Origin of the sequence: Actinokineospora spheciospongiae, assembly GCF_003182415.1 — a bacterium.
Lineage (GTDB): Bacteria > Actinomycetota > Actinomycetes > Mycobacteriales > Pseudonocardiaceae > Actinokineospora > Actinokineospora spheciospongiae.
In genome coordinates this window covers 1-15,678 of record NZ_QHCP01000011.1, presented here as the reverse complement: position 1 = coordinate 15,678, position 15,678 = coordinate 1, and the positions used below count along the sequence as shown (strand labels likewise).

The 15,678-nt window shown below is 73.1% G+C and carries 18 protein-coding genes and 1 pseudogene; 18 read left to right on the top strand and 1 reads right to left on the bottom strand.

Features of this window, described 5'->3' with window-relative positions; all coding sequences use genetic code 11:
• Positions 1 to 17: 17 nt before the first annotated feature.
• Complete coding sequence (locus DFQ13_RS25075) at positions 18 to 914, bottom strand: bile acid:sodium symporter family protein (protein WP_110081590.1); 897 nt, start codon at positions 912 to 914, stop codon at positions 18 to 20.
• Positions 915 to 1,063: 149 nt separating this feature from the next.
• Between DFQ13_RS25075 and hrcA the strand changes: the two genes are divergently transcribed.
• The 18 genes and pseudogenes from hrcA to DFQ13_RS35280 all read left to right on the top strand — a co-directional run.
• On the top strand, positions 1,064 to 2,086 hold the full coding sequence (gene hrcA / locus DFQ13_RS25070; RefSeq protein ID WP_035285974.1) for a heat-inducible transcriptional repressor HrcA: 1,023 nt from the start codon (positions 1,064 to 1,066) through the stop codon (positions 2,084 to 2,086).
• A gap of 83 nt (positions 2,087 to 2,169) precedes the next feature.
• Positions 2,170 to 3,327, top strand: a complete 1,158-nt coding sequence (dnaJ, locus tag DFQ13_RS25065) for a molecular chaperone DnaJ (RefSeq protein ID WP_110081589.1) — start codon at positions 2,170 to 2,172, stop codon at positions 3,325 to 3,327.
• Entirely contained in the window at positions 3,324 to 4,058 is a 735-nt protein-coding gene (locus DFQ13_RS25060; protein WP_110081588.1) for a 16S rRNA (uracil(1498)-N(3))-methyltransferase, read from the top strand. The genes dnaJ and DFQ13_RS25060 overlap by 4 nt, the downstream gene beginning before the upstream one ends.
• Before the next feature lie 99 nt (positions 4,059 to 4,157).
• Positions 4,158 to 5,126: a hypothetical protein gene (locus DFQ13_RS25055; protein WP_110081587.1), complete on the top strand. Its 969-nt coding sequence runs from the start codon at positions 4,158 to 4,160 to the stop codon at positions 5,124 to 5,126.
• A 17-nt stretch (positions 5,127 to 5,143) separates the two neighbouring features.
• Positions 5,144 to 5,491: a histidine triad nucleotide-binding protein gene (locus tag DFQ13_RS25050; RefSeq protein WP_110081586.1), complete on the top strand. Its 348-nt coding sequence runs from the start codon at positions 5,144 to 5,146 to the stop codon at positions 5,489 to 5,491.
• A 106-nt stretch (positions 5,492 to 5,597) separates the two neighbouring features.
• On the top strand, positions 5,598 to 6,671 hold the full coding sequence (locus DFQ13_RS25045; protein ID WP_110081585.1) for a PhoH family protein: 1,074 nt from the start codon (positions 5,598 to 5,600) through the stop codon (positions 6,669 to 6,671).
• 209 nt (positions 6,672 to 6,880) lie between these two features.
• Complete coding sequence (ybeY, locus tag DFQ13_RS25040) at positions 6,881 to 7,435, top strand: rRNA maturation RNase YbeY (RefSeq protein WP_110081584.1); 555 nt, start codon at positions 6,881 to 6,883, stop codon at positions 7,433 to 7,435.
• Between the two features lie 13 nt (positions 7,436 to 7,448).
• Positions 7,449 to 8,786: a hemolysin family protein gene (locus DFQ13_RS25035; protein ID WP_035288826.1), complete on the top strand. Its 1,338-nt coding sequence runs from the start codon at positions 7,449 to 7,451 to the stop codon at positions 8,784 to 8,786.
• The gene (locus DFQ13_RS25030) at positions 8,779 to 9,120 is read left to right on the top strand and encodes a hypothetical protein (RefSeq protein ID WP_035288824.1); all 342 of its coding nucleotides are present in this window, start codon (positions 8,779 to 8,781) and stop codon (positions 9,118 to 9,120) included. The genes DFQ13_RS25035 and DFQ13_RS25030 overlap by 8 nt, the downstream gene beginning before the upstream one ends.
• On the top strand, positions 9,117 to 9,470 hold the full coding sequence (locus tag DFQ13_RS25025) for a hypothetical protein (protein ID WP_035288822.1): 354 nt from the start codon (positions 9,117 to 9,119) through the stop codon (positions 9,468 to 9,470). Before DFQ13_RS25030 ends, DFQ13_RS25025 begins: the two co-directional genes overlap by 4 nt.
• Positions 9,471 to 9,474: 4 nt before the next feature.
• Positions 9,475 to 10,383: a GTPase Era gene (era, locus tag DFQ13_RS25020; protein WP_035288820.1), complete on the top strand. Its 909-nt coding sequence runs from the start codon at positions 9,475 to 9,477 to the stop codon at positions 10,381 to 10,383.
• A gap of 1 nt (position 10,384) precedes the next feature.
• Positions 10,385 to 10,825 carry a DUF2752 domain-containing protein gene (locus DFQ13_RS25015; RefSeq protein ID WP_110081583.1) on the top strand — a complete coding sequence of 147 codons (441 nt, stop codon included), beginning with the start codon at positions 10,385 to 10,387 and terminating at the stop codon, positions 10,823 to 10,825.
• 104 nt (positions 10,826 to 10,929) lie between these two features.
• The gene (locus tag DFQ13_RS25010; protein ID WP_035288818.1) at positions 10,930 to 11,400 is read left to right on the top strand and encodes a CD225/dispanin family protein; all 471 of its coding nucleotides are present in this window, start codon (positions 10,930 to 10,932) and stop codon (positions 11,398 to 11,400) included.
• 94 nt (positions 11,401 to 11,494) lie between these two features.
• On the top strand, positions 11,495 to 12,232 hold the full coding sequence (gene recO, locus DFQ13_RS25005; RefSeq protein ID WP_035288816.1) for a DNA repair protein RecO: 738 nt from the start codon (positions 11,495 to 11,497) through the stop codon (positions 12,230 to 12,232).
• A 106-nt stretch (positions 12,233 to 12,338) separates the two neighbouring features.
• Entirely contained in the window at positions 12,339 to 13,184 is an 846-nt protein-coding gene (locus DFQ13_RS25000; RefSeq protein WP_035288866.1) for an isoprenyl transferase, read from the top strand.
• Positions 13,181 to 13,600, top strand: coding sequence for a hypothetical protein (locus tag DFQ13_RS24995; protein WP_035288814.1), 420 nt, complete (start codon positions 13,181 to 13,183; stop codon positions 13,598 to 13,600). The genes DFQ13_RS25000 and DFQ13_RS24995 overlap by 4 nt, the downstream gene beginning before the upstream one ends.
• A gap of 684 nt (positions 13,601 to 14,284) precedes the next feature.
• Entirely contained in the window at positions 14,285 to 15,295 is a 1,011-nt protein-coding gene (locus tag DFQ13_RS24990) for a permease (RefSeq protein ID WP_035288864.1), read from the top strand.
• Positions 15,292 to 15,678, top strand: a pseudogene (locus DFQ13_RS35280) (DUF1980 domain-containing protein); the annotation flags it as partial. The gene DFQ13_RS24990 and the pseudogene DFQ13_RS35280, both read left to right, overlap by 4 nt.

Sequence of the window (15,678 nt, the reverse complement as noted above, 5' to 3'; positions counted from 1 at the left end):
CCCCGAACGCGGGGGCGTCACCTCCCCCGCTCCTCCGACCGGGCGGCCACCGCCCGCCCCCGCCGGGCGAACCACCACGCCAACGCCCCGGCCGGGAAGAACATCGCCACCCCGTACACCGCCGCGGGCACCGCCATCGCCGCGTTGTCCAGCAGCGCCGGGCTCAACGCCACGGTGATCGCCAGCGTGCTGTTGTGCAGCCCGATCTCGAACGCCGACGCGATCGCCTGCGGACGCGCCACCCCCGCCAGCAGCGGCACCGCGTACCCGATGGCCAGGCTCACCAGGCACAGCAGCACCACGACCACCCCGACCGAGCGCAGGTAGCCGCCCACGTTGCCCCGGTCGGCGAACACCGCGGCGAGGATCACCCCGACCAGCACCACCACCGACGCCACCTTCACCGGCCCGCGCGCCCGCGCCGCGAACCCCGGGAAGCGCCGGTTCACCACCATCCCGATCGCCACCGGCACCAGGACCAGCGCGAACACCTGCAACGTCTTCGCCGGTTGCAGGCCGATCGCGCTGTCGGCGCCGAGGAACCCCGCGATCGACAGGTTCACCACCAGCGGCAGCGTCACCACGGCCAGCACCGAGTTCACCGCCGTCAGCGTGACGTTGAGCGCCACGTCGCCGCCCGCCAGGTGGCTGAAGATGTTCGCCGTCGTCCCGCCCGGTGACGCCGCCAGCAGCATCAGCCCCACCGCGAGTTCCGGTGCCAGGTCGAAGGCCACCGCCAGCCCCAGGGCCAGCGCCGGGAGCAGCAGGACCTGCACCGCCAGCGCCAGCAGCGCGGCCCTGGGCACCCGCGCCACCCTGGCGAAGTCGGCCACCGACAGCGACAGCCCCAGGCCCAGCATCACCACCGCCAGGGCGATCGGGAGGAACACCGTGGTCAGCGTCGACGAGGCCATGGCGGGGATGATCCAGACACAACGGGCGGCCGCGCAAGGTGCCCGGCGCGGTGGTCCTGATCGCGCTTGGGCCAACCGACTCCACCACGACCCCGCCCGCCTCCGTAAACTCGAACCGACACGCACCGGACGCACGAGGGAGGTGGCGGGTGGTCAGCTCGGACGAGCGGCGCTTCGAGGTGCTGCGGGCCATCGTCGCCGACTACGTGCAGCACCAGGAACCGGTGGCCTCCAAGGCCATCGTCGACCGGCACAACCTGGGCGTGTCCAGCGCGACGGTGCGCAACGACATGGCCTCCCTGGAGGAGGACGGCTACATCACCCAGCCGCACACCAGTGCGGGCCGCATCCCCACCGACAAGGGCTACCGGCTCTTCGTCGACCGGCTCAGCGAGGTCAAGCCGCTGACGTCGGCCGAGCGCAAGGCCATCCAGAGCTTCCTCGAGGGCGCGATCGACCTCGACGACGTGATGCGGCGCAGCGTGCGGCTGCTGGCCCAGCTCACCCGCCAGGTCGCGGTGATCCAGTACCCGACGCTGACCACCTCCACGGTGCGCCACGTCGAACTGGTGACGATCACCCCGGCCCGGCTGATGCTGGTGCTGATCACCGACAGCGGCCGGGTCGACCAGCGCATGGTCGACCTGGGCGACGTGGTCACCGACGAGTCGGTGGCCCGGCTGCGCGCCCTGGTCAACTCCGCGCTGGCCGGGCGCAAGCTCACCGACGCCGCGGCCAAGGTCGCCGAGCTGCCCGAGGGGGCGCCGAAGGAGCTGCGCGACGCGGTCGTGCGGATCGCCACCGTGCTCGTCGAATCGCTCGTCGAGCACCCGGAGGAACGGCTCGTGCTCGGCGGGACGGCCAACCTGACCCGCAACGCCGCGGACTTCCCCAACTCGCTGCGCCAGGTGCTGGAGGCCCTGGAGGAACAGGTGGTCGTGCTCAAGCTGCTGGCCGCGACCGCCGACCCCGGCACCATCACGGTGCGCATCGGCGAGGAGAACGAGGCCGCGGAGATGCGCAGCACCTCGGTGGTGTCCATCGGCTACGGCACCAGGGCCACCCTGCTCGGCGGCATGGGCGTGGTGGGGCCGACGAGGATGGACTACCCCTCGAACATCGCCGCGGTGCGCGCCGTGGCCAACTACGTCGGCGAGATCCTCGGCCAGTAAGAGGACCGCGGGCATTCGACTGATTATCGACTGATTACTGCGACGGTGACCCCGGATCGGCCGGGGCAGGAGGACTGGACACGGTGGCGAGGGACTACTACGGCACGCTCGGGGTGCGCCAGGACGCGGGCGCCGACGAGATCAAGCGCGCCTACCGCAAGCTCGCGCGCGAGCTGCACCCGGACGTCAACCCGGACGAGGCGGCGCAGACGCGGTTCCGCGAGGTCACCGCGGCCTACGAGGTCCTGTCCGACCCGCAGAAGCGCAAGATCGTCGACATGGGCGGCGACCCGCTGGGCAACGGCGGCGGGGGCGGCGGGCGCGACCCGTTCGGCGGCGGCGGCTTCGGGCTGGGCGACATCATGGACGCCTTCTTCGGCGCGGCGGGCGGCCCCGGTGGCGGTGGGCGCGGCCCGCGCAGCCGGGTGCAGCCGGGCTCGGACGCGCTGCTGCGCATCCAGATGACGCTGGAGGAGTGCTTCTCCGGCATCAGCCGCGAGATCACCGTGGACACCGCGATACTGTGCGACCTGTGCCGCGGCTCCGGCTGCGTCGCGGGCACCTCCCCGGTCACCTGCGACACCTGCGGCGGGCGCGGCGAGGTGCAGTCGGTGCAGCGGTCGTTCCTCGGCCAGGTCGTCACCGCGCGCGCCTGCCCCACCTGCCGCGGCCTCGGCGAGACCATCCCCGAGCCGTGCACCCAGTGCGCCGGTGAGGGCCGGGTCCGCTCGCGGCGCACCATCACCGTCAAGATCCCGGCCGGGGTCGCCGACGGGATGCGGGTGCGGCTGTCCGGGCAGGGCGAGGTCGGCCCCGGCGGCGGCCCGGCCGGTGACCTCTACGTCGAGGTCGAGGAGCTGGCGCACAACACCTTCGAGCGCGACGGCGCCCACCTGCACTGCACGCTGCGCGTCCCGATGACCACCGCGGCCCTGGGCGCGTCGCTGCCGCTGGAGACCCTCGACGGGGTCGTCGACCTCGACCTGGACCCGGGCACCCAGTCCGACACCGAACTGGTCATGCCCGGCCGCGGCCTGCCCCGGCTGCGCTCCACCGGCCGCGTCGACGGCCGCGGCGACCTGCACGTCCACATCGAGGTCGAGGTCCCCACCCGCCTCGACGCCCGGCAGACCGAGCTGCTGCGCGAGCTGGCGACCCTGCGCGGCGAGGAGGAGCACACCCTGGCCTCGGCGAACGGGCGGGGCGGCGGTCTGTTCTCCAAGTTCCGCGGCCGCCGGTGACCCTCGCGCTGTTCCTGGTCGACGCGCTGCCCGCGGCGGACGCGCACACCCTCGACGGCCCCGAGGGCAGGCACGCCGCCGCCGTCCGCAGGCTGCGGGCGGGGGAGTCGCTGCTGCTCACCGACGGCGCGGGCGCCGTGGCCCGCTGCACCGTGGTGGCGGCGGGCCGCGACACCCTGGACCTGGCCGTGCAGGAGCGCTGGACCGAACCGGAACCCAGCCCGCGCGTGGTCGTCGTGCAGGCCCTGCCCAAGGGCGACCGCGGCGAACTCGCGGTCGAGCTGGCCACCGAGGCCGGCGCCGACGCCATCGTCCCCTGGCGGGCCACCCGCTGCGTCACCAAGTGGGAGGACGGCCCGCGCGGGGCGAAGGCCCTGGAGCGCTGGCGCAAGACCGCCCGCGAGGCCGCCAAGCAGGCCCGCCGCCCGTGGGTCCCGCCGGTGCGCGAGCCGGTCGCGCTGCGCGGGCTCCTGACCCTGGTCGGCTCCAGCGCGCTGACCCTGGTGCTGGAGGCGGGCCTGTCCACCCGCCTGGCCGACGTGGACCTGCCGGACTCGGGTGACGTGGTGCTGGTCGTCGGCCCCGAGGGCGGCATCACCCCGGACGAGTTGGACGCGCTGTCGGCGGTGGGTGCCCGACCGGTCCGCCTGGGCCCGTCGGTCCTGCGCACCTCCACCGCCGCCGCGGTCACCCTCGGCGCCCTGGGCGTGCGCACCGGCCGCTGGGGTTGACGGCGGAAATCCACAACGCGGCGGTCTGCCCGGAGATCTCTGTTACGCGGAGGCGGTGACCGGCGATGCGCGGGGTGACGTAGATACCTGGGGGTAGTCATGCGGTTCCGCCATGCCCTGATCGCCTTCGCGGCCGCCCCGGCCGCGGGGTGTTCCACGACCGTCGCGGGCACCGCCGTCCCCGTCGACCGCGACCCGCTCGCGGGCAGCACATTCTTCGGCGACCAGAGGACGGTCGACTGGTGCTCGCTGGTCTCCCTCGACCCGATCAAGAAGTACGGGGTGCCCGAACGGCCGTCGAACGAGGGCTTCGACAACTGCTACGTCTACGTCACCACCGACGCCGAGCACGGGTTCGGCCTGTCGGTCGGCGCCCCGGACGACGTCTACCCCGAGGACGGGACCTTCGACGTCCGGAAGCTGCCCAGCGGACTCCAGGTGACCACCGTGCTCGACGAGGACGACTTCTGCCGCAAGCTGCTGCGGCTCAGCGACGGGGTGCGGGTGCAGGTCATGGCCGCGGCACTGGTGGGCGACCCGGCCACCGACATCTGCGACCCGGTGGACGCCGTCCTGGCCGGGCTCGCCGAGCGCGGCACCTCCGGGCAGGTGGCCCGGCACCACCGGGTCCCCACCGCGACCCTGCGCACCGCCGACGCCTGCGCCGCCACCCCGGAGGAGACCGCCACCCCGGAGGAGACCGCCACCGGGGTGCCCGGCCTCGCCCGGGTGGAGGCGGCGTCGGTCCCGCTGGCCCACCTGTGCGTGTGGGAGGACACCGGGCGCACCCAGGGACCGCTGCTGATCGTCTCCCTCGACCTGGAGTTCGGCCTGGGCGACGACCCCGAGGTGCGCCGGGAGCAGGTCGAGGGGCAGGAGGTGTTCCTCGTCGAGGACGCCGAGGAGGGCTTCTGCACGGCGATCGCGGTGGTGCGGCCGGTGCCGGGGGCCGCGGACGAGGCCGAGGTCGTCGAGGCGTTCCTGGACCCGGGCGCGGCCGGGTCGGCGAGCACCTGCGCGGACGCCGCGCGGGTGGCCCTGGCGACCAGGAAGGCCCTCCTGGGGTGACCGATAGTCTGCCGCGCATGAGTGCCGACTGCCTGTTCTGCAAGATCATCGCCGGTGAGGTGCCCTCGACCGAGGTCTACTCCGACGACAGCGTCTACGCCTTCCGCGACATCAACCCGCAGGCCCGGGTGCACGTGCTGGTCGTGCCCCGGGCCCACCACGAGGACGCCGAGGAACTGGCCACCGCCGACCCGGTGCTGCTCTCGGAGGTGCTGCGGGCCGGTGCCGAGGTCGCCAGGGTGGAGGGGATCGACCGGTCGGGTTTCCGGTTCGTCTTCAACACCGGCGACGACGCCTGCCGCACCGTCTTCCACGCCCACCTGCACGTCCTCGGCGGTGAACAACTCGCCGGGTTCGGGCGCTAGACCCGTTTCTCCGGTGCGGAGTGTCGGCCCCGAGGTCTAGCATTCACAGCACAGGCAGCCCGCTGACCAGCAGGCCGGAGACGAGCAGAGGCAGGACCGAGACCACGTGACGGGTACTCCCGAGCAGCGCCCCAGCGACACGCCCACCGCCGGGCACGACGCCCAGTCCCGCTTCCCGATCCCCGAGGGCGCCACCCTGGCCCTGCTCGGGCGGCGCGACGAGAACCTCCGGCTCCTGGAGGACCTGCTGGACGCGGACGTGCACGTGCGCGGCAACGAGGTCACCCTCACCGGTGTCCCGTCCGACGTGGCGTTCGCCGAGCGGGTCTTCTCCGAGCTGGGGACCCTGGCGGCCCGCGGCCAGCAGGTGGGCGTGGACACGGTCAAGCGCACGGTCGCGATGCTCTCGGCGGGCACCGCCGAGAGCCCGGCCGAGGTGCTCAGCTTCGATATCCTGTCCCGGCGCGGTCGCACGATCCGCCCGAAGACGCTGAACCAGAAGCTCTACGTCGACTCCATCGACGAGAACACCATCGTCTTCGGCATCGGCCCGGCGGGCACCGGCAAGACCTACCTGGCCATGGCCAAGGCCGTGCAGGCGCTGCAGGCCAAGCAGGTCAGCCGGATCATCCTGACCCGGCCCGCGGTCGAGGCGGGGGAGCGGCTCGGGTTCCTGCCCGGCACCCTGTTCGACAAGATCGACCCGTACCTGCGCCCGCTCTACGACGCGCTGCACGACATGCTGGACCCGGAGTCGATCCCGCGGCTGATGCAGGCGGGCACGATCGAGGTCGCCCCGCTGGCCTACATGCGCGGCCGCACCCTCAACGACGCCTTCGTGGTGCTCGACGAGGCGCAGAACACCACGCCGGAGCAGATGAAGATGTTCCTCACCCGGCTCGGCTTCGGCTCCAAGATGGTCGTCACCGGCGACATCACCCAGGTCGACCTGCCCGGTGGGCACCGCAGCGGCCTGCGGGTGGTGCGCGACATCCTCACCGACGTCGACGACGTGCACTTCGCCGAGCTGACCAGCAGCGACGTGGTCCGGCACAGCCTGGTCGGCGACATCGTCGACGCCTACGAGCGCTGGCAGGGCGCCGAGGACACGGCCACCCAGCGCCGCGGCCCGGTGCGCGCGGGCGGGCGGTCCCCGCAGGCCCGGGAGAACGGCCACTAGGTCGTGTTTCGGAAGTCTCGTTCGATGAGAGTCGTGATCGAGGTGGTTCCTGGTGGTGCGGGACGAGGGCGCCGATACCGGGGTTGTATCGGTGTCCTTGGCCCGTGCCGCCAGGGGCCGCCTCGGCGCGGCTATCGCGAACATGGGCTTTCGAAACACGACCTAGGGCCGGGAGAGCGGTCGGCGGGGCGACCAGGGACACTGGCGCGGTGAGTATCGAGATCGCCAACGAGTCCGGTGTGGCGGTCGACGAGGCATCCATCGTCGCCGCGGCCCGGTTCGCCCTGGACCGGATGAACGTCAGCGCCCTGGCCGAGCTGTCGGTGCTGCTGGTCGAGCTGGACGTCATGTCCGACCTGCACGAGCGCTGGATGGACCTGCCCGGGCCCACCGACGTGATGGCCTTCCCGATGGACGAGCTGGACTCGGCGCGCCGCCCGGACGCCTCCGACGCCGGGCCCGCCCTGCTCGGTGACATCGTGCTGTGCCCGGCGTTCGCCAAGGACCAGGCCCGCACCGCGGGGCACTCCCTGCTCGACGAGCTGCACCTGCTGACCGTGCACGGCGTGCTGCACCTGCTCGGCTACGACCACGCCGAACCGGCCGAGGAACGGGAGATGTTCACCCTGCAGAAGCGCATCCTCGCCGACTTCCGCTCGGCCGCGGCCGAGGCCAAGCGCCGCGCCGCGCAGCGGGTCGAGGACGACAAGCTGCTCGGCGCCGTCGGCCTCGGCGAGGCCGAACAACCCCCCCAGACCCCCTGACCCGGAGGCCTCGTTGTCATCGGACTCGGCGGGCCTGCTCGTCCTCGCCGTCCTGCTGGTCCTCGCGGCCGGGTGCTTCGCCGCGGCGGACGCCTCGCTCTCGGCGGTGTCCAAGGCCAGGGTCGAGGGGCTGCTGCGGGCGGGCCGCACCGGCGCCCGCCAGCTCCTCGCCGTCGTCTCCGAACGGCCCCGGCACATCAACCTGCTGCTGTTGCTGCGGCTGGGCTGCGAGCTGACCGCCACCGTGCTGGTCACCGTGGTGTGCCTGCGCTCGATCGGCCCCGGCTGGGTGGCGGTGCTCGTCGCGGGCGTCGCCATGGTCGTGGTGTCCTACGTGCTCGTCGGCGTCGGCCCGCGCACCATCGGCCGCCAGCACCCCTACGGCGTCGGCCTGATCGCCGCGGGCCCGGTGCGGGTGCTCGGTTCGGTGCTCGGCCCGCTGTCGCGGCTGCTGATCCTGGTCGGCAACGCGATCACCCCCGGTCGCGGCTTCCGCGAGGGGCCGTTCTCCTCCGAGGTGGAGCTGCGCGAGCTGGTCGACCTGGCCCAGGAGCGCGGGGTGGTCGACGCCGACGAGCGCGAGATGATCCACTCGGTGTTCGAGCTGCGCGGCACGATCGCCCGCGAGGTCATGGTGCCGCGCACCGAGATGGTGTGGATCGAGCAGGGCAAGTCGGTGCGGCAGGCGCTGGCGCTGTCGCTGCGCACCGGCTACACCCGCATCCCGGTGATCGGCGAGAGCGTCGACGACATCGTCGGCCTGGTCAACCTCAAGGAACTCGTGCGCACCGCGATGGAGTCCGCCGCGGAGTCGCAGCAGGTGGCGCGGGTGATGTCCGCGGCGGTCTTCGTGCCCGACACCAAGCGCCTCGACGACCTGCTGCGGGAGATGCAGCTGTCGAAGTACCACATGGCCATCGCCGTGGACGAGTACGGCGGCACCGCGGGCCTGCTGACCATCGAGGACATCCTGGAGGAGATCGTCGGCGAGATCACCGACGAGTCCGACGCCGACGAGCGCCCCCCGGTCGAGCACCTCGACGACGGCGCCGTGCGGGTCAGCTCCCGGCTGCCGGTGGAGGACCTCGGCGCGCTGTTCGGCCTGGAGCTCGACGACCAGGACGTGGAGACCGTCGGCGGCCTGCTCGCCCAGCGGCTGGGACGTGTGCCACTTCCCGGGGCGGAGGCCGAGATCGCCGGGCTACGGTTCCGGGCCGAGGGCGGCAAGGACAACCGGGGGCGGATGCGCATCACCTCGGTGGTGGTCCGCCCGACCGAGACCGTCGAGGCCCGCGACGACCGCGCCGGGGCCGACGACCAGGAGTGGGAGAGGAGCGGCGAGCGTGGCTGACGGCGAGCTGGACCCGGAGGACGCCAAGATCGTGACCCTGGCGAGGTCGAGCCGGGCCAGGACCGGTGCCGCCGAGGGGGCCGCGGTGCGCGACACCGACGGCCGCACCTACGCCGCCGCCACCGTCGCCCTGCCCTCGCTGGCGCTCACCGCGTTGCAGGCCGCTGTGGCCGCCGCGGTGTCCAGCGGCGCGCAGGGGCTGGAGGCCGCGGCTGTCGTCACCGCCGCCGACGCCGTCGACGCCGACTCCGTCGCAGCCGCCCGCGACCTCACCGCCGGGGTGCCCGTGCTGCGCGCCGACCCGTCCGGCGCGGTCGTCGAGACGCTCGCGTGAGCACCCTGGTCTCGGTCTGCCGCGACTGCTGCTGCGGCACCGTGAAGAAGCACCCGACCACCGACCACGGCGCGCACCTGCGCCGCATCCGCGAGGCCGCGGCCACCATCGGCGCGACCGTGCGCGTGGCCGCCTGCCTGGACACCTGCGAGACCTCGAACGTGGTGGTCGTGCAGGCCAAGGGCGTCAAGCCGGTGTGGCTGGGCTGGGTCCTCGGCGAGGACGCCATCGCCGACCTGGAGCGCTGGTTGCTGGCGGGCGGACCCGGGGCCGCGCCCCTGTCGGACACCCTCGAACTGCACCGCATCACCCCGCCGGGTCTGCGGTCCAGGGACGACAGGGCAGAATGACCCGGTGACCAGCACCGCCGCAGCACACCGTTCCGGATTCGCCTGCTTCGTGGGCAGGCCCAACGCGGGCAAGTCCACCCTGACCAACGCGCTGGTCGGCAGCAAGGTCGCCATCACCTCCAGCAAGCCGCAGACCACCCGGCACGCCATCCGCGGCATCGTGCACCGCGACGACGCGCAGCTCGTCCTCGTCGACACCCCCGGCCTGCACCGCCCGCGCACCCTGCTCGGGCAGCGGCTCAACGACATCGTCCGCGAGACCTGGTCCGAAGTGGACGTCGTGGGGCTGTGCGTGCCCGCCGACCAGAAGGTCGGCCCCGGCGACCGGTTCATCGCCGCCGAGCTGGCCAAGGTCGCCAAGCGCACCCCGGTCATCGGCGTGGTCACCAAGACCGACCTGGTGACCCCGGACCAGGTGGGCGAGCAGTTGCTCGCGTTGCAGGAAGTGATGGAGTTCGCCGAGCTGATCCCGGTCTCGGCGGTCGACGGCTTCCAGGTGCGGACGCTGACCGACCTGCTGGTGGCCCGCCTGCCCGAGGGCCCGCAGCTCTACCCGGGCGGCGAGCTGACCGACGAGCCCGAGGCCACCCTGGTCGCCGAGCTGATCCGCGAGGCCGCCCTGGAGGGCGTGCGCGACGAGCTGCCGCACTCCATCGCCGTCACCATCGAGGAGATGAACCCGCGCGAGGGCCGCGACGACATGCTTGACGTCTACGCGGTGCTCTACGTGGAGCGCTCCAGCCAGAAGGGCATCGTGCTCGGCCACCGCGGCGAGCGGCTCAAGCACGTCGGCTCCACCGCCCGCAAGCAGATCGAGGCGCTGCTGGGCACGAAGGTCTACCTCGACCTGCACGTGAAGATCGCCAAGGACTGGCAGCGCGACCCCAAGCAGTTGCGCCGCTTGGGCTTCTGACGTGCCGCTCGCGCTGCGGCGCCCGGTGTACGTGCCGCCGCGCCCGCTGGGCCGGGCACTGGCCGCGCCGCTGGCCCTCGTCGGCGCCGGGATCGCGGGCTGCGTCGTGGTCGCGCTGTCGGACCCGACCGCACTGGGAAGTTGGCTGCCCGCCTGCCCGACCAAGGCGCTGACCGGTGTGTGCTGCCCGGGGTGCGGGGGCGTGCGGATGGTCCACAGCCTGCTGCACGGCAGGTTGGGGGACGCGCTGCACTACAACGCGGTGTCGCTGGTGTTCCTGGTGCTGTTCGCGTGGAGCACGGCGGCCTGGGCGGTGAGCCGGGTGCGCGCCCGGCACGTGCGCAGTTGGATTCACTGGCGGTGGACGCCGCTGCTGGCCGGGGTGGTCATCGGCGGGTGGTTCGTCGTCCGGAACATCCCGGCGCTCGGTCTCTACGTGTAGCGGTCCAGGTGCCCAAAGTCATATCAGCGCAGTCCCACTACGCCTGTCGGCGGTAGCAGATACCCTCACCGGCACCCAGTCGAAAGTTCTAGGGGGAACCTCCGTTGAGCAGTCCTTACGGCCCGCAGCCGCCCTACGGCCAGCAGCCCCAGCAGTACGGGCAGCAGCCGCCTTACGGCCAGCCGTCGCCGCCCTACGGCTCGCCCGCGCCGTACGGCCAGCAGCCCGGTCCGTACGGTCAGCAGCCCGGCCCCTATGGACAGCAGCCCGGTCCCTACGGCCAGCCCGGCTACGGCCAGCAGCCCTACGGCTACGGCATGCCCGGCGACATCAACGCCATCCCGGACTACAAGGGCTGGGCCATCGCCACCATCTTCATCGGCGGCCTCCTCTTCGGCATCCTCGCGATCATGAAGTCGAACGAGGTCGGCCAGTACAAGATGCAGGGCAACTACCAGATGGCCGAGTCCGCGTCGAACACCACGCGCACCATCTGCCTCATCGGCAACATCCTCGGCGGCATCGGCTGCGTCGCGGCGATCATCTTCCTCATCGTCGGCCTCTCCGCGTACTGAGGTCCACGGGCTTCGCCGCCCACGGGGGAACCGTTCCGAAAGAGCCCGCACGACTCGTGCGGGCTCTTTCCGTCCGAGGTGGGAGAATGCCGGGGTGAGCCTGTACCGCGACACCGGCGTGGTGCTGCGCGTGCAGAAGCTCGGCGAGGCCGACCGGATCATCACGCTCATCACCCGCAACCACGGCAAGGTCCGCGCCGTGGCCAAGGGCGTGCGCCGCACCACCTCCCGGCTCGGCGCCCGGGTCGAACCCTTCGCCCACGTCGACGTGCAGTTCTACACCGGGCGCACCCTCGACGTGATCACCCAGGTGCAGACCATCGACGCCTTCGGCGCGGGCATCGTCGGCGACTACCAGCGCTACACCTCCGCCTGCGCCGTGCTGGAGACCGCCGACCGGATGTCCGCCGAGGAGGGCGAACCGGTCCTGCGGCTGTACCTGCTCGTCGGCGGCGCCCTGCGCGCCCTGGCCGACGGCACCCGCGACCCGTCGCTGGTGCTCGACGCGTTCCTGCTGCGCGCGCTGGCGTTCGCGGGCTGGTCACCCGCCCTGTCGGAGTGCGCCCGCTGCGGCGACCCCGGCCCGCACCGGGCGTTCAGCATCCAGGCGGGCGGCTCGGTGTGCCCGAGGTGCAAGCCCCCCGGCTCCGCCAGCCCCACCCACGAGGTGCTGACCCTGATGGCCGCCCTCGCCGACGGCACCTGGGCCGTCGCCGAGCGCGCCACCGACGCCGCCCGCCGCGAGGCCAGCGGCCTGGTCGCCGCGCTGCTGCAGTGGCACCTGGAGCGGCAGTTGCGCTCGCTGCCGCTGGTGGAGCGGCGCAGGCCCTGACCCGTGCTCCCGTGCGCATGTGGACAACCGACCTCCGCGTGCCCCCCGGTTTCCCGGGGCTCGTACTGTTGACCGCCGAGTCCCCTGGTGTCGTGAAGGAGTGGTCGTGCTGCGTCGGCGGCGGGTCAGCAGAATCGAGGAGGGGCGCCCGGTGCGCCCGCCGGAACCGCACGCCTCGGGCGCGCGACCGCCCGCCATCCCGCTGGAGTTCGTGCCCCGGCACGTGGCGATCGTCATGGACGGCAACGGCCGCTGGGCCAACCAGCGCGGCCTGACCAGGGTCGAGGGCCACAAGCGCGGCGAGGCGCAGGTCGTCGAGGTGGCCCGCGGCTGCATCGACCTCGGGGTGCGGTGGCTGTCGCTGTACGCGTTCTCCACCGAGAACTGGCGGCGCAGCCCCGAGGAGGTCCGCTTCCTGATGGGCTTCTCCCGCGACGTCATCCGCGACCGCACCGACGAGCTCGACGACATGGGCGTGCGGGTGCGCTGGGCGGGCCGCCGCCCCCGGCTGTGGCGCAGCGTCATCAAGGAGCTGGAGGTCGCCGAGGAGCGCACCCGCGGCAACGACGTGCTCAACCTGGCGATGTGCATCAACTACGGCGGCCGCGCCGAGATCGGCGACGCCGCCCGCGAGATCGCCCGCCTCGCCGCCGCGGGCAAGATCAACCCGGAGAAGGTCGACGAGCGCACCATCGCCCGCCACCTCTACCAGCCCGAGATGCCCGACGTGGACCTGTTCATCCGCCCCTCCGGCGAGCAGCGCACCTCGAACTTCATGCTCTGGCAGTCCGCCTACGCGGAACTGGTCTTCCAGGACATCCTCTGGCCCGACTTCGACCGCCTGCACCTGTGGGCCGCCGTGGAGAACTACGCCCGCCGCGACCGCCGCTTCGGCGCCGCCGCGGACTCCGAGGAAGTGGCGCGCAAGCTCCTCCTGGAAGGACAGCAATGACCACCGAGGCCACCACCGAGGCGACGCTGCTCACCAAGGCCCGCCAATCCCTGGAAACCTTCCACGACGTCCACGTCGACGACGACGGCGCCCTCACCTTCCGCCACGGCGAGGTCCCCTGCGCCGTGCAGGCCATGCAGCTCGCGGAGGGCCTCACGGTCCTCAGCCTGACCTGCGTCGTCGCCTGGGACCTCCCCGAGGACCAGAACCTGGCGGTCTCCGCGGCCGAACGGGCGGGCCAGGGCCTCTTCGGCACCCTGGGCGTCGTGCACTCCGACCGCGGCATGGACGTCACCCTCCGCTACGCCTTCCCGGCCGACGGCCTGGAGGTCACCGCCCTGGGCACGCTCCTGATGCTGGTCGTGTCCACCGCCAGTCAGCTCCGCATCGATCTCCTGGGTGAATCCACCACCTGATCGAGGAAAAGCGTCCCTTACCGACGAGTACAGCCCTCTGGGTATCGAACAGCACCCCGGCCCCACCCCACCGGACCCCACGAGGCACCCATGAGCACACCCGACCCCACCCCGACCTCCGCCGACCCGACGCCGACCTCGGGCGGGTCCGCCCCGGTCCCCGCTGGGTCCACCGCGGCATCCGGCGGGCCCACCCCGGCCGCCGCCGGGCCCACCCCGCTCTCGGCTGGGCCCACCCCGACCTCGGGCGGGCGCACCCCGGCCTCGGGCGGGTCCGGCCCGGTTTCCGGTGGGTCCACCCCGGCCTCGGGCGGGTCCGGCCGGGTCTCGGGTGGGTCCACCCCGACCTCTGTCGACTCCGCTCCGGCTTCCGCCGACCCCACCCCGACCTCGGGCGGACCCACCGCGGCCTTTGGCGGGTCCGCCCCGGTCTCTACCGGGCCTGCTCCGGTCTCCGGCGGGCCTGCTCCGGCCTTCGGCGGGCCTGCTCCGGCCTTCGGCGGGCCTGCTCCGGCCTTCGGCGGGTCCGCCCTGGTCTCCGGTGAGTCCGCCCTGGTCTTCGGCGGGTCCATCGCGGCCTCCGCCGAGTCCACCGCGTCCGCCCCGTCGGGCGCAGGGTCCCCGGTTCCCGGGGCCGCTGCGCCCGCCGGAGAGCGGGAAGGCGCCCCGGGCCGGACCGCGACCCTGGACCCGCAGCCACCCCCCGCGGCGGGCCCCACCCGGTCGCGGCGGGTGACCTCGCTGGAAATCCTGTGCGCGCTGCTGGTCCTGGCGCTGCTCGGGCAGCAGTGGATCGCTTCGTGGTTGGACGCGCCCGCGGTACGCACCGGGGCGACGATCTTCGTGGCCGTGTGCGTGCAGGCGCTGCCCTTCCTGGTGCTCGGGGTGCTGATCAGCGGGGCCATCGCCGCGTTCGTCCCCGCGTCGCTGCTGGACCGGCTGCTGCCCAAGCGCGAGGCGGTGGCGGTGCCGGTGGCGGGCATCGCCGGGGTGGCGCTGCCGACGTGCGAGTGCGCGGCGGTGCCGGTGGCGCGGCGGCTGATGCAGCAGGGGGTGCCGACCTCGGTGGCGCTGGCGTTCCTGCTCGCCGCGCCCGCGGTCAACCCGATCGTGCTGGTCGCGACTAGCGTGGCGTTCCCCAACGCCCCGGCGATGGTCCTCGCCCGGCTCACCGGGTCGCTGGCGACCGCGGTGGTGATGGGCTGGTTGTGGGCCCGCTTCGGCAAGGCGGCCTGGATCGTCGAACGCGCCCTGCGCCGCATCCCGGAGCCCGACGGCCGCACCCGCTGGCGGATGTTCTTCGAGACCTCCCGCGCCGACCTGGTCGACGCGGGTGGGTTCCTGGTCATCGGCGGCCTCACCGCGGCGGTGCTCAACGTCGTCATCCCCCGGGCCTGGGTCGACTCGCTGGGCTCGCAGCTGGTGCTGGGCATCGTGGTCATGGCCGCCCTGGCCGTCCTCCTCGCTCTGTGCAGCGAGGCCGACGCGTTCGTCGCGGCGTCGATCGCGGGCATGCCGTTGCTGCCGAAGCTGGTGTTCCTGGTGGTCGGCCCGGCCATCGACGTGAAGCTGTTCGCCCTGCAGGCGGGAACGTTCGGCCGCGCGTTCGCCCTGCGCTTCGCCCCGGCGACCCTGGTGGTGGCCACCGCCTGCGCGGTCGTGTCCGGTGTGGTCTTCCTGGGAGGTGCCGGATGAGGCGCGAGACGCAGAACGTCCTGCTGGTGCTGGTGGGCGGTGCCCTGCTCAAGATCGCCCTGACCGGCACCTACCTGCTCTACGTCAAGCCGTCGCACCAGTACTGGCTGATCGCGGGCGGCATCGTGATGCTGCTCCTCGCCGCCGTCTCCATCACCCGCGACCTGGTCTCCGCCGCCCGCACCCCCCGAGACCAGCCCCTCCCCACCCACACCGGGCAAGACCACACCGAGCACGGCCAACCTGGGCACACCCACGCCGACCACGCCCACGCCGACCACGCCCACGCCGACCACGCCCACGCCGACCACGCCCACGCCGACCACGCCCACGCCGCGCGGCACGACGCCGCCCGCGACGACCGCGCTGGCGCGACCGCCGGG

Excerpts from the sequence above, each read along its gene's own strand:
- DFQ13_RS25075 (WP_110081590.1), bottom strand. The coding sequence starts at position 914 with ATGGCCTCGTCGACGCTGACCACGGTGTTCCTCCCGATCGCCCTGGCG.
- DFQ13_RS25055 (WP_110081587.1), top strand. The coding sequence starts at position 4,158 with ATGCGGTTCCGCCATGCCCTGATCGCCTTCGCGGCCGCCCCGGCCGCG.
- DFQ13_RS24995 (WP_035288814.1), top strand. The coding sequence starts at position 13,181 with ATGACCACCGAGGCCACCACCGAGGCGACGCTGCTCACCAAGGCCCGC.
- DFQ13_RS25050 (WP_110081586.1), top strand. The coding sequence starts at position 5,144 with ATGAGTGCCGACTGCCTGTTCTGCAAGATCATCGCCGGTGAGGTGCCC.